10 protein-coding genes and 1 riboswitch are annotated in these 13,367 nt (G+C 60.6%); of the genes, 3 read left to right on the top strand and 7 right to left on the bottom strand.

Annotation, left to right across the window (positions count from 1 at the left end; genetic code table 11):
- On the bottom strand, positions 1-1,271 hold a 1,271-nt coding region (locus JNL55_RS01275; protein WP_293848454.1), incomplete at its 3' end, for a serine hydrolase.
- A 273-nt stretch (positions 1,272-1,544) separates the two neighbouring features.
- Here JNL55_RS01275 and JNL55_RS01270 point away from each other — a divergent pair.
- Both JNL55_RS01270 and JNL55_RS01265 read left to right on the top strand, forming a co-directional pair.
- Positions 1,545-1,976, top strand: coding sequence for a YqaA family protein (locus tag JNL55_RS01270; protein WP_293848453.1), 432 nt, complete (start codon positions 1,545-1,547; stop codon positions 1,974-1,976).
- A 68-nt stretch (positions 1,977-2,044) separates the two neighbouring features.
- A complete protein-coding gene (locus tag JNL55_RS01265) occupies positions 2,045-4,513 on the top strand; it encodes a GspE/PulE family protein (RefSeq protein WP_293848451.1) in 2,469 nt (822 codons plus the stop codon).
- Here JNL55_RS01265 and JNL55_RS01260 read toward each other — a convergent pair.
- The 6 genes from JNL55_RS01260 to JNL55_RS37300 all read right to left on the bottom strand — a co-directional run bounded on the left by JNL55_RS01260 (position 4,466) and on the right by JNL55_RS37300 (position 12,424).
- Positions 4,466-6,226: a PepSY-associated TM helix domain-containing protein gene (locus tag JNL55_RS01260; protein ID WP_293848449.1), complete on the bottom strand. Its 1,761-nt coding sequence runs from the start codon at positions 6,224-6,226 to the stop codon at positions 4,466-4,468. The genes JNL55_RS01265 and JNL55_RS01260 overlap by 48 nt on opposite strands.
- A 4-nt stretch (positions 6,227-6,230) precedes the next feature.
- Complete coding sequence (locus JNL55_RS01255) at positions 6,231-8,408, bottom strand: TonB-dependent siderophore receptor (protein ID WP_293848447.1); 2,178 nt, start codon at positions 8,406-8,408, stop codon at positions 6,231-6,233.
- A gap of 150 nt (positions 8,409-8,558) precedes the next feature.
- A riboswitch (cobalamin riboswitch) is annotated at positions 8,559-8,790 on the bottom strand.
- A 55-nt stretch (positions 8,791-8,845) separates the two neighbouring features.
- On the bottom strand, positions 8,846-9,754 hold the full coding sequence (locus JNL55_RS01250) for a sugar phosphate isomerase/epimerase family protein (RefSeq protein WP_293848445.1): 909 nt from the start codon (positions 9,752-9,754) through the stop codon (positions 8,846-8,848).
- A gap of 36 nt (positions 9,755-9,790) precedes the next feature.
- The gene (locus JNL55_RS01245) at positions 9,791-11,482 is read right to left on the bottom strand and encodes a GMC oxidoreductase (protein WP_293848443.1); all 1,692 of its coding nucleotides are present in this window, start codon (positions 11,480-11,482) and stop codon (positions 9,791-9,793) included.
- Positions 11,483-11,484: 2 nt separating this feature from the next.
- On the bottom strand, positions 11,485-12,042 hold the full coding sequence (locus JNL55_RS01240) for a gluconate 2-dehydrogenase subunit 3 family protein (protein ID WP_293848441.1): 558 nt from the start codon (positions 12,040-12,042) through the stop codon (positions 11,485-11,487).
- Between the two features lie 106 nt (positions 12,043-12,148).
- Positions 12,149-12,424 carry an alpha-L-rhamnosidase C-terminal domain-containing protein gene (locus JNL55_RS37300; protein WP_415922978.1) on the bottom strand — a complete coding sequence of 92 codons (276 nt, stop codon included), beginning with the start codon at positions 12,422-12,424 and terminating at the stop codon, positions 12,149-12,151.
- Here JNL55_RS37300 and JNL55_RS37295 point away from each other — a divergent pair.
- A complete protein-coding gene (locus JNL55_RS37295) occupies positions 12,321-13,031 on the top strand; it encodes a FecR family protein (protein WP_415922979.1) in 711 nt (236 codons plus the stop codon). The genes JNL55_RS37300 and JNL55_RS37295 overlap by 104 nt on opposite strands.
- Positions 13,032-13,367 lie beyond the last annotated feature (336 nt).

Raw genomic sequence — 13,367 nt, 5'->3', positions numbered from 1 at the left:
AGCCAAGCGAAGTACGGCTCGGCAACCTGTTGTAGATCCAATCGCAAGCGGTTGTCTTGCATCGTCACTACATAAGTCAGCCAGTCGTCGGCGGCTGTGTACGTACCGGCGTAAGCGTTCAGCGCCAGCGATGGAGCACGGCGCTTGGACGGCGGCTCCCACAACGCGCGCTCGCTGACACGCTTCTGCTCCCAACCGCTTTTATATGCGAGGTATTTTTCGCCGGCCCGATCGCGATCGGGAAGCTCCAGGTACTTCGCGAGAATCCACTGAGCGACTCCAGCGGTGAGACCGTAAGCACCCTGACGTGCATTGGCGAACACAAACACCGCCACCCCGCGCGAAGGGCACAACAACGCTTCGCTGGCATGCCCTCGAAACAACCCGTTGTGTGACAGCACTCGTTCGCCGTGGAATTGGCCGTACTCCCAGCCAAGCGCGTAACCGCTCATCTGAAAGTCGTCGCTACTCCTACCATTCTCTCGCGTGGGATAGAGCGCTTGCGCGGCGTGGGTTTGTTCGAATTGCTCCACCGAAACCAGACGACGGCCATCGACACTACCGTCGCCGAGTTGAAACTGCAGCCAGCGACTCATGTCCCGCGCATTGGAGTTGATCGCACCCGCCGGAGCATGATTGTCCATGCTCCATGCGCCTTGCGGCCGAAATGGATCGACTCGAACGGACCCGTCGCGCAAGCGGACATGAGAACTGGCGCGATTCGATGCATTGGCCAGCGCTTCTGCCGTGGTGGAACTCGCAGTCATGCCGAGCGGCACAAAAATAGTGCGCCGGATGTGTTCGTCCCATGACATGCCGACACTTCTCGCCACCGCCTCGCCAGCCGCGGCATACAGAATATTCGAATAGACCCAACCGGCTCGGAACTTGGCCCGCGGCTGATCGAACTTCAGCAACTCAATCACTTGGTTACGTGACAACGCCAAGCCGTTTTGGAAATCGCCGAACGTGCCCACGCGATGACTGAGCAGATCTCGGAAGCTAGCCTCAGCGGTAACGTAAGGGTCGCGTAACCGGAATCCTGGCAAAAATTTGACGACCGGTTCGTCCCACTGAATATTCCCTGCGTCGACCGCGGCTGCGGCCGCCATTGCTGTGAATGCCTTGGTGAGCGAAGCCACCGTGAATACGGTGTCCGCATCCATCGGCGTGGCGCTGCCCTGCTCTCGCACGCCGAGGCCGCCCAGATACTCCACGCGCCCCCGATTGATGACGGCAATCGCCATGCCCGGCGTCTGCCATTGACGCATGGCATGTACCGCATATGCATCGATCTGCGCCGCCGTATCTGCAGCGTGCGCTCCGCCTGTCGTGACCAACCATGCGATCGAGACAGCTGCCAGCGACCTGAGCATTGCCTTCCGCCAGTCTTTTTGATGATGTCGAGCTAATGTATATACATTTCACTTGCAATGCAAATGCTCCGATACAGATTCACACTGGTGCGCTCGTCACACCACTGACGTTGACGATATGATCGCCAGCCTCGCGACCGTGCCGGCTCGCGCCCGACATGAACATGAATGGTTGCGCCCTACCTCGGATTATTTTTCGCCGCACTGATTGCGGCCACGATCTTTCCCGGCCAGTCGGAGGCCGTGCTGGTCGGCTTGTTGCTGGCGGATCATTCGCCTTGGCTGCTGCTGCTGGTCGCCAGCGCTGGAAACATTCTGGGCTCGGTGTGTAATTGGCTTTTGGGCCGCGGCATCGAACGCTTTCGCGAGCGTCGCTGGTTTCCGGCCCGGCCCGAGGCGCTGCAAAGAGCACAGCGCTGGTACGGCAAGTACGGCAAGTGGTCGTTGCTGTTCAGTTGGGCACCGGTGATCGGTGATCCGCTCACCATCGTGGCCGGTGTGATGCGTGAGCCGTTTCCCGTTTTCCTGCTACTCGTTGCTATAGCAAAGGTCGGACGCTACGCCGTGCTGACTGCAGTCACTCTGCACTACTTCACTTGATGCGCAGATTTACACACCAGGAATTACCTAATCAACAGCCTCTTGCCGGAATGCTATAACCGGTCGTAATGGAGACCCCTGCAGTAGCATCCAGCAAAGTTCGCTGGCCGACGGTGCCGTTTTTCGATTCCGCTGCACCGACATCCAATCAGCCGCTCGAATGTATCGTGGAGTTGGCCAACGGCCGCACGCTCGATGCACAGCTGGTGGCGTTCACGCCCGGCACGGATTACATAGAGCTGCGTTTACCGGATCGCAAGGGCCGCCAGAAGTTGAACTTGGCGCCGGTTCGCTGCATCACATTGCCGCAGCCGATGAAGCTGGTTCCCGACCAAACGGCGTTGAGTGCGGTCGGCGGTAGTGAAGATCCGCTTGCGCACGAGCGCGAGTTCACCGTACACATGCGACAAGGCGCGCCCATCACCGGCAAGGCGTGCGGCTTCGTGCGAGAACAATGCGGGTTGTTCCTGTTCGTGGTCGAGCCGGACACACGCGGTGCCGTGCGCCGGTTCATCCCCGCCCCGCAGATTGCAGAAGTGTCGATCGGTCCACCGCTGGGTGAAGCATTGGTGGGCAAGGCACTGATCAGTTCGAGCGCACTGGAAAACGCACTCGACCGTCAAAACGAACTCCGGCGCGAACCGCTCGGCAAGTTCCTGGCGGATCGCGCCATCATCACCAGCGAGCAGCTGACCCAGACTCTGGCCGAACAACAACGCCGCCCCAATGTCAGGTTGGGCGATCTACTGGTCGAAGCGAAACTGATCAGCCCCTCGGTGCTCGATGAAGCGCTCGGCATTCAAGCCGAACATCGGGAACGCCGCCTCGGCGACATCCTGATCGACATGGGCGCAGTGTCCCTGCGGCTCATTCAAATGGCGTTGTCGGAAAAACTGGGCATTCCTTACGTGAACGTGCGCGAGTTCAAAGTCGATCCGCTGGGGATCGAGTTGGTGGAGCCGGCCTTTGCGATCCGACATCAGATGCTACCGTTGCTTCGAAGCGGCAGCTCGTTGATCGTCGCCGTGGAGAATCCGCTGACCAGCAACTTCGCGCAGGAGTTGCGCGTAATTACCGGACTCACCATCGTGCTGGTGATTGCCGATCCGGCCGATTTGAAGGCGCGCATCTCCAAGGAATATTCGCGACTCGATACTCGCAACACTGATTTTGGTGGCGCGCAGGGACGCGGCGGCTCCGGTCGTGACCCCATCAAGGCCGATGTGGCGAAGGTCGAAGACCTGGCCATGCAACTCAGCCGCGAGACGCCACGCCCGGCGAGCGTCACCAAGGCTCGCGACAGCGAAGCCCGCGTCAACGAGAACACGCTGGTGCGGCTGGTCAACAAGATCATCAAGGATGCCCACACTCAGGGCGCCTCGGACATCCATATAGAAAGTAATGCCGCCACCAGCACTCGCGTGCGCTTTCGGTTGGATGGCGACCTCACCGATTATCTGGATTTGCCGCCGGCCTATCGCAACAGTCTGGTGTCGCGCATCAAGGTGATGGCGGACCTGGACATCTCCGAACATCGTCAGCCGCAGGACGGCAAGATCGACTTCAGCAAGTTCGGCGAACTGGAGATCGAGCTGCGCGTGGCCATCATTCCCACCGCCAACAATCTCGAAGATGTGGTGTTGCGCATCCTGGCCAGCATGGAGCCGCATCCGCTCGAGGATCTGCAGTTTGCAGCGCGCGATCTACTAGAGCTGCGCAAGATGATCGCGCGCAGCTATGGCATCGTGCTGGTGGTCGGCCCGACTGGTTCGGGTAAGACCACGACCTTGCACTCGATGTTGCGTGAGATCAACCGGCCGGATCTGAAAATCTGGACCGCCGAAGATCCCATCGAAATCACTCAGGCCGGACTGCGACAGGTGCAGGTCCAACCGAAGATCGATTGGACCTTCGCCGCCGCCATGCGCGCCTTTCTACGTGCCGATCCGGATGTGATCATGGTCGGCGAAATGCGTGACGCCGAGACAGCCAAGATCGGCATCGAAGCATCGCTGACCGGTCACCTCGTGCTGTCCACTCTGCATACCAACAGCGCTGCGGAAAGCATCACTCGTCTGCTCGATCTGGGCATGGATCCGTTCAACTTTGCCGACGCGCTACTGGGCATTCTTTCGCAGCGCCTGGTACGCACACTGTGCACGAACTGCAAGCGCGGGCGGCTCGCAACCGACTCTGAGCTGGCCGAGCTTGCCGAAGAGTATTGCGGTGAGTTCCAGCAGGATCGACAGCAAGTGCTCGCTCACTGGCGCCTCGAGCATCAGCGCAATGGCGGAATCACTCTTTACGAAGCCGTGGGCTGCGATGCCTGCCGCGATGGCTACAAGGGTCGCGTCGGCATTTATGAGCTGCTGATAGGCACACCTCAGCTCAAGCACTTAGTTCGCTCGCGCGCCCCCATCCCGCAGCTGGTCCAGGCAGCGCACTCCGACGGCATGTCACTGTTGAGACAGGATGCAATCACCAAGGTACTACAAGGCCGAACCGATTTGGTCAGCGCTCGCGCGGCCTCGAGCTAGCGACGAGCCATGCTCGCGACGCCAGAGGTAAAACGCCGTCGACGCAAACGCCGCGCCGAGACAAAGCTGCACGACGTCGAACGCGGCAAACAAAACATCGCCGCTCGCTAACGACTGCCACAGACCTCGCCCTGTCGTCAGCGCATTGACCAACGGCACGGCAAAGAACAATAGCGAAGCAACCGACAACTGCTCTTGCCAAGCTCGGCTCGCCTGACGTGCGAAGGCATGCAGAACCGATAGCGCCCAGGCAATGAAGAACCAGCGAATCTCCCAATCCGCTCGCGTCGGCAACTCTGCAGGCAACAACCGATTCGCCAGAAAGTAAGCCGCAACTGCAATCGGTGCACCCAGGATCGCAGCGATGTTGAGCCTTTCGACGAGTCGCTCTGCCCGGCTCTGCGCAATTCTGGGATCGCGCCGCTTGAGATTCCATAGCACGAGCCCAGTCGCCACCATCGCGCAGCCAGCCAGGCCGCAGAGGAAGAACAGTGCTCGCACGGTCGGTTGCGCGAATCGAGCGACGTGCAATCCGATCAACACGCCGCGAGTCGCCACTCCCGGCCCGAAGCCTTGCACATTGCTGACCACTTCGCCGGTCGCGCCGTTGGCGATGACCTTGCGATGATCCAGCGACACTTGCCCGGCATAGTTCGGGCGAGTCTCGAAGGTGGCAGCCGCATCGCCGGCGTTGTTGATCATAACGCGACCAAGACGATCGCTACCCCAAGTGTCGCGACTGGTCGCAATCACCGTCGCGAGTGAAGCCAGCCCCGCCGCTTCGCCGGACGCCTTCGGAATGTCAGCGTTGCCAAACGCCTCGGCCGAATAGGTTTTAGTGTCATCCCCGTACATCACCTGCTGCGCCCAAGGCAGGTACACGAACATCAGCGACAACAGTCCGGTGAACGTGATCATCAAATGAAACGGCAGCGCGAACACGCTCGTCATGTTGTGCGCGTCCAGCCAAGCTCGCTGCCCGCCCTTCTTCAATCGCAGCACGAAGAAGTCCTTGAAGAAGCGCCGATGCGTCACGACGCCGCTGATGATGGCAACTAGCATCAACATCGCCGCCACACCCACGATCCATTCGCCGTATCGGTCGGGTAGATGCAGGTTGTAGTGAAAGCGATAGAGAAACGCGCCGCCTTCGGTCGCGCGAGGCGTTATGAACTGCTCGCTCGATGCATCCCAGTACATCGTCCGATTGCTCGTGCCTTGATTCGTCTTCTCACGCCACTGAATCGACAACGACGGATCGCGCTCATCCGGCAACGAGACGCTCCAGCGATCCGAACCTGCAGCCCGTGCCTTGAGCTCAGCGAGTCCGCGGTCCAATGCATCCGATGGCGCGCTGGTCGCGCGAGCTTCCGGGCTCATCCACAGCGTAATCTCATTGCGATAGTAAGCAGCGGTGCCGGTGACGAACACCGCATACAGCACCCAGCCCAGCAACAAGCCGGTCCAGGTATGCAGCCAGGCCATGGATTTACGAAAGCCGCCGCGGACTCGCGCATAGGCCCAAATCGCAATCCCCGCGTACACCAGAAAGCTGAAGATCGTGCCGAACAGCACCGCATCGGCACGAGGCACGGGCAACAGCAATGCCAGCGCGATGGCGAAGAGCGTCGCCCCGAAGTATCCGCCGACGATGACGAATACAGCACGCCGCGTCACCGACCAACGATACGCGGCTTCGCCCTTTTCGGTCACTTCATCACCAACCGTAGCTCACCGATCCGGTAAACGTCCGCGGCGCGCCCGGCATGATCCGATCGCGGCGCCAGGAGTTGGCGTAGTAGTGCTCATCGAACAGGTTCTTCACGCCCACATCGAATCGCAGGCTGCGCAGCTGATACGACAACGACAGATCGACCCGCGTGTACGAATCCAGATAGAAGTCGTTGTCCAGGTTGCCTTGACGCTTGTCGACGTAGATTGCTCCAACGCCGCCGCCAAAGCCGCTCGTGTGTGCATAGTGCAGCCAGACGCTGCCGCTGTGCTTCGGCACGTTGTCGAGCTGGTTGCCTTCCCAAGCCGGACGATCGGCGTCTTCGATGATCTCGGCATCGATGTAGCCGTAGGCACCCACGACGCTCAGACCGCTGGTCAGTCGCAAACTCACGTCGAGATCGACACCCCGACTGCGTTGCTCGCCGACTTGCACGCTGTAGTTGGTGAAGCGCGGGTTGGTCTCGACCATGTCCTCGCGGGTGAGTTCATACAGCGCGAGCGTCGCCACGATGCCGTTGTCGTTGCTCGACCACTTCGCACCGACTTCGAGTTGGGTCGCCTCTTCGGGATCGACTGGCTCGACGTTTTCCAGCGTGACGGGCGTTCCCACCGCCGGCTCGTTGATGATCTTGGAACCGTTCTTCGGACTGAACGAACGCGTGTAGCTACCGTAGAGCGACAGCGTCGGCAACGCCTTGAAGACGACACCAGCTCGGGGACTGAAACCAGAGTCCTCGCGCGACAACGTGCGAAAGGTTCCGCTCTGAAGCGTGTGCTGATCGAAGCTCGTGTTGTCGTAGCGCACGCCGGCGAGCACGATCCACTGCTCACCCAAACGCACCATGTCCTGCAGGTAGGCGCCGTACGTGGTCTCTTCGCGCTGCTGATCGCGGAACAAGGAGAACGTAGACGGCACCTGCAAGCCGTAATAGGCGCTCGGATTGTAGATATCGATACGCTGCGCGTTGGCATTCGCCGGTACGAACACTCTATCGCCCGAGACTTCATCGTCTTCATAGCGGCTCGCCTGCACACCGAACTGCAAAGTGTGCGAGATGCCGCCGGTGGCGAAGTCAAAGATCAAATCGTGCTGCGTGCTCAGCTCTTTGAAAGCCAGATCGTTGTCGTAGATGGACCGCGGCAGCAACGTGTTGGGATTGCCTGGATAACCCGGCCCACCCGGCAAACCTACGACGCCACCGCGCGTGGCCTCGACCGATACCTGCTGACGATCCCAGGTCGTGTCGTAGTACGTTACCGAGGAGTTCTGGCGTAGCGACGGCGAGTACTGATGCGTGAGCTTCACCGACGCCGAGATGTTATCCATCGTCTCGGTCTTGTAGCTCGGCTCGCCGTAGAAGGTTTCGCGCGGCACGTTCGCGGGCCGATCCAGAATCGCGACGATGCCTGCATCGGCAGTCTGTTGGTCGTTCTGTATTTCCACATTGAAGCGCAAGGTGGTGGCGTCGGAGAGATTCCAAACCAGCGTGGGATTCAGATACCAACGATCCTGTTCGACGTAGTCACGGAAGCTGTTGGAGTCCAGCATCGAGCCATACAAGCGATAGAACACATCATCGGAGACCGGCCCGGAGACTGCGCCGCTCGCCTGATAGTGATCGTAGCTGCCGGCGGTGATGCGCACATCAGCGGTGGGCTTGGCGCTCAAGCGCGGTGTCACCAGATTGATGATGCCGCCAGGCTCCAGTGCGCCGTAAAGAATCGAAGCCGGCCCTTTCAGCACCTCGACGCGTTCCAGATTGTTCGGATCGACCGAGAATTGGTTGTAGAAACGCGCACCGTCGCGATAGTAATTGCGACGCGGATCGAGCTGGAAACCGCGAATCACGAAATCTTCGTTGACACCCGAATTGGTGCCGCGACTCGATACGCCGCTGACATTCCTGAGCCCGTCCCACAGCGTGCGCGCCTGTTGGTCACGCAGCAGCCCATCGCCGACCGACTGAATCGACAACGGCGTGTCGATGATCGGAGCCGGCAATCCCAACGCTGTGGTGCTGTCAGCCGGCGTGTAGGCACGGCGTTCGATACGACCCTCGACTACAACTTCTTCTAACAACGAGGAAGTTTGCGCCAGGGTGGTCTGATGAATGCCGAGGGCACCGACTAGCAAGGCGCCCGAGGCGATAGTGATCCGCATATCTTGCAACGCTCCGATTCGAGTGTCGCCATCCCAACGATGGCATAGCTCACGGAGTGCGAAGACGAACGGAAGCACGCGCTGACGAATGCAGCGACGCGAACATCCGCCAGCCCCTTCCCACGAGAGCCCGACAGCCTATGCGCGCCGCGACGGCGCGCGATTCTCGGCAGGTCTTCGGGCTCATGGGCTTCGGCTGGAGGCCGACCTACTTGGCGCTGCTTCCCAGGCGTGAAGCCCAGTGCAATATGCGCCGTTCGTTCCCAATTACCGCTGCGGGGCAGCCCCGGAATGCGCGCCATGCGGTCATGACGCGGTCACCGGATTCCCTTTTCAGCCTGCCTCACAGGGGGAGGCAGGCACCGAGAAGGCGCACAAGATATTTTGACGAGTGCGGATCGTCAACCGCTTTCTGGTTTAAGAAAAGTCACGAACCGTCAAAACCGTAGCGCGCGCAGGTAGGCCAAACTCGCCGCGGCAGTCTCGTAAGGCTCCGGAGCGTCGTCGCGCTCGACATAGAAATGCTCGAGCCCGGCCTGATCGCGCTGTGCGAATAATTTCGCGAAGTCGAGCGTGCCGGCGCCGGCATCGGCCATCTTGCGATCGGCCGTCATGTCCTTCACATGACACTGCTTGAAACGGCCCGGGTACTTGTCGAAGTACGGATAAGGATCGACGCCGGCGTAATGGATCCAGAAGAAATCCATGGTCATTTTCATCAGGTCGCTGTCGACATCGGCCAGCATCAGGTCGTAGGGCACGATGCCGTCGACGCTTTTGAACTCGAAGGCGTGGTTGTGATAACCGAACTGCAGGCCGCGTTGTTTCGCAGCCTCGCCCATCTGCCGCAGCCATTCGATGTGCCGATGACATTCGTCCTGGGTCTTCAAGTTATCGACGCCGTAGCCGAGCACCACGTACTGATGACCGACTTCGGCCACTTCATCCAGGGTCTGCGACGTCTTGTCGCGCAAAGCCTCTAGAAACACGTGCGCCGAGTACGACTTCAATCCGGTGTCAGCCAGGTACTTTTTGACCTCGGACGGCTTGGACTTGAAGTAGCCCGCGAACTCCACTTCGTCATAACCAATCTGGGCGATGCGCTCCAGCGTCTGCTGCACGCTCTGCTCCATCTGTTTGCGCACGGTGTACAGCTCGATGCCGATCTTTTCCAGCTTGCGACTCGGCACAGCGGGCGCAACCGGCGCGCTCTCCGCCACCGGCGCATCGCCGCTCTTGGAACAACCGGCAATGGCCATGCCGAGCGTGGCGCCGCTGAAGGCCAGAAACCGGCGCCGAGACAGCGCCGACGGACCGGCAAACATTGGAAGGAGATTCTTGTTCATGTGTCGATACTCCCGGTCAGATTAGAGACGGTCAGATTAAAGACGGCCGGCTTTGATCTGGGTCACGGCATAGTCCGCTGCCCGCGCCGTCAAAGCCATGAAGGTGAGAGAAGGATTCACGCACGAACTGGATGCGAACGCTGCACCGTCAGTGACGAACAGATTCGGCACGTCATGCGACTGGCTGAATGCGTTGAGATACGAGGTGCGAGGATCGAGACCCATGCGTGCCGTACCGACTTCGTGGATAACGACGCCTGGCGTGTCGTCCTCGGCATCCTCTTTCACGTCGGTGAGGCCAGCGGCGCGAAGCATCTCGCCTGCCGCCTTGGCCATATCGCGCACCATGGCGCGCTCGTTGTCGCTGTACTCGCAGCTCACTCGCAGCAGTGGCACGCCGAACTCATCGCGTTGTCGAGGATCGAGCGACACGTGGTTCTCATAGCGAGGCAGCATCTCGCCAATGCCGCCGATAGAAAAGCCCCAACCGCCCGGCCGACCCAGTTGCGCCTTGAACGACTCGCCGATTCCAGCCTTCGCCCCAACACTGCCCCAGCTGCCGCGACTCGAGCCGCCTTGATAGCCGTAGCCGCGCAAGAATGGCAATGCATCCGTGCTCTCAACGTTACGAAAGCGCGGCACATACACCGCGCCGGGTCGACGGCCGCGATAAAAGCTCTGCTCGAATCCCGGCACAGTGCCACTCGCACCGCCGCCCCACACGTGATCCATCAAGTAACGGCCGAGCACGCCGCTGGAATTGCCGATGCCGTTCGGGAAAATCTCGTCCATCGAGTTGAGTAACAGCTGCGTCGAAGCGAGGGTCGACGCACAGACGAACACGATTCGCGCACGCACTTCGCGGGACGCTTTGGTCCTGGTATCGATCAAACGCACCGCCGAGACGCGCTTGCTGATCGGATCGTGGACCAGGCTGTGAACGACGGTGTCCGGCAGCAACGTCAGATTGCCGGTGCGCTCCGCCGCCGGCAGCGTCGACGATTGGCTCGAGAAGTACGCGCCGAACGAACAGCCACGATTACATTGATTGCGCGCCTGACACGGCGCACGCCCCAATTGCAGTTGCTCCTCCGTCGGCTGCGTCAGGTTGGCAACGCGTGCGTTGATGATATAGCGACCGGGAAACGCTGCCTCCACCTTGCTCTTGATGAACAGCTCCGGATCGGTGAGTCCGAACGCGGGTTGAAACACGCCGTCCGGCAAATGCGCGATCCCATCGCGATTGCCCGCCACGCCGGCGAAGCGCTCGACGTGGTCGTACCAGGGCGCGATATCGCGATAACGCAGCGGCCAATCGGTGCCGTGACCGTCTTTGGCATTGGCGGAAAAATCCAGATCCGACCAGCGATACACCTGGCGAGCCCACAACAACGATTTACCGCCGACCTGATCGCCGCGAATCCACACGAACGGCTTCTCCTGCACGTACGGCCGCTCGGAATCCTTCACATAGAAATGTTTGTTGTACTGACTGAGCTGGCCGCGGATCTGCGTGGGATAGTCGCGATCGCGCTCCGCCTGCGGAATGCGTGCATTGAACGGGATGGCCCAAGGCGGCGTGGACTCGGTCGGATAGTCGATACGGTGGCGGACATTGCGCCCACGCTCGACCACCAGCGTTTTCAATCCCTTCTCGGTCAGTTCCTTGGCCGCCCAGCCGCCGGACACACCGGAGCCGATCACGATGGCATCGAAGTCGTAGCTCATGGTCAGGTTGCGTAGTTGCGAGTGGCGCCAGTCACGGCAATGCTCGGCTTGAAGCCGCCAGGCACCGGCAAATACTCCAGCAGTTGCGTGGCGCCGGCTTCGGAGCTGCAGTACGCCGCGACCACCGACGACTTCAGATCGCGAAAGAACGTCCGCTCGCTAGTGGCATACGCTTCAGCATCCAGCTTGGCGACAAACTGCAAGCGCTTCGCTTTGGAAGCAGCGACCAAGTCACGGCGCAATTCCGTGGCGGCTCGCTGCATCAGTTCGTCCAAGCCGCGCAGAAACTTGGTGCGCGCTTCGGGCGTCGCGAACTCGGCTTGCATGTGATCGATAAAACCAACCACGCCCACGTCCGACGCACCCGGCGTGGTGGTGCGAGGAATGATCAGATCGCTCACCACCTCGACGAAGGCTGCCTGCGACGCCGACAGCACCTTGCCCGCCTCTCCACGAGCAATCTTCGCTCCACGCACGCCCGCCTCGACCGCAACCGACGCTGAATCGGTCAGCACGAATCCCGCCGCCGCCAGCGACACCAACAACTCTCGTCGATTCATCAGCGCGTTCTCAAGGCCTAGAAACCGGTTACATTTGCGATCAAAAGCCATAGCGCGCCGATGCTGGCGGCAGTGCTCGACCATGGCATCGGGGTTTTCACCGAACTCATTGCCCGGTGTCAGGCCCTGCAATGGCAGCGACGAAGTTCGCTACACCAGGACCCAGTTCAAATCGGTGATGACCGGCATCGAAACCAACGTAGCGTGCCGAAGCACTACCACGCACTGTCCACCGCAACGATGGGTCTTCGGCCGGAATTCGGACCGTCGCCGTCGTATTGGGCGGCACGCTCACGTCCAACTGGGCGAGGTTGCGCTCACCCGGATTGCGTCGCCAGCGACTGACCGCCCTGTTCGGATTGGAAGATGGCTCCCAACTCACCCTCGGTGGCGCCTCCACCGTCCTTGCGGACTTGTCTGAAACCAAGCGCACCGTTCAATTGACCTCAGGCGAAGCGCTCTTCGATGTCGCCCACGACCCGTCGCGGCCGTTTGTAGTGATCGCAGGCGATGCACGCATCACAGCGATTGGTACTGCCTTCAGCGTGCGCCATACAGGCAGTCGCATACACGTTGCCGTGGCATCCGGCATCGTCGCAGTCACAACTGCCGACGGACGCGAGTCGCGTGTATGCCGGTCAACAGACCTCGGTGACCGCAGGCTTGGTCGCCGCTCCCGAACCCACCGCCATTCCCGCCGTGCTCGCCCGCAAGAGCGGACGACTACAATACACCGGCGAGCCTTTACAGGATGTGGTTGCCGACCTGAATCGTTACTCGGCCGTTCCCATCGAAGTCGAAGGCGCCGCCGCTCAGTTGTTGATCACCGGCGCGGTCCTCGAACACGACCCCCGAGGTTGGCTCGAAGGTCTAGGCAAGGCCCTGCCGGTCGATATTACGTTCGGCGAAGAGCGGATTGTGATTCGCGGCCGGAATTGAACTCACCGGCTAAATTGACAACGTCATATCAAAGTTGTCATCGAATGTGAGTTTGGCTGCTGCAGGTTGTTCAAGCGCGTGAGACTGCTTCAAGCAGGCAAACGCACGTTGCTTCGAACTCAGATCCAACCAGCGGCTGAACCTCGCCGCACGCGTGAGCATGCGCACCAACGGACGCGGATGCGCGTCCGGCCACGACCAGCGGCATGTCGCCCAACCCCGCGTAACTGAGCCTAAAACCGGCCCGCCCGTCGCTATTCTACGCGCAAATACCCGACTTTGTCGCAAATCTACTCATAAGCCGACCTGCCGTCGCCCCGGCCTAGGTGCGTGGCGAACCAAGCGACGTAGCGACCAAGCAGGTCCCGCTGAAAGCTCGGCCGGCC

Origin of the sequence: Steroidobacter sp. (assembly GCF_016790065.1) — a bacterium.
Classification (GTDB): Bacteria; Pseudomonadota; Gammaproteobacteria; order Steroidobacterales; family Steroidobacteraceae; genus Steroidobacter.
Note: the sequence above shows the minus strand (reverse complement) of the source record. Positions and strands in the feature narration are given on the sequence as shown.

Excerpts from the sequence above, each read along its gene's own strand:
- JNL55_RS01270 (WP_293848453.1), top strand. The coding sequence starts at position 1,545 with ATGGTTGCGCCCTACCTCGGATTATTTTTCGCCGCACTGATTGCGGCC.
- JNL55_RS01265 (WP_293848451.1), top strand. The coding sequence starts at position 2,045 with ATGGAGACCCCTGCAGTAGCATCCAGCAAAGTTCGCTGGCCGACGGTG.
- JNL55_RS01255 (WP_293848447.1), bottom strand. The coding sequence starts at position 8,408 with ATGCGGATCACTATCGCCTCGGGCGCCTTGCTAGTCGGTGCCCTCGGC.
- JNL55_RS01250 (WP_293848445.1), bottom strand. The coding sequence starts at position 9,754 with ATGAACAAGAATCTCCTTCCAATGTTTGCCGGTCCGTCGGCGCTGTCT.
- JNL55_RS01245 (WP_293848443.1), bottom strand. The coding sequence starts at position 11,482 with ATGAGCTACGACTTCGATGCCATCGTGATCGGCTCCGGTGTGTCCGGC.
- JNL55_RS01240 (WP_293848441.1), bottom strand. The coding sequence starts at position 12,042 with ATGAATCGACGAGAGTTGTTGGTGTCGCTGGCGGCGGCGGGATTCGTG.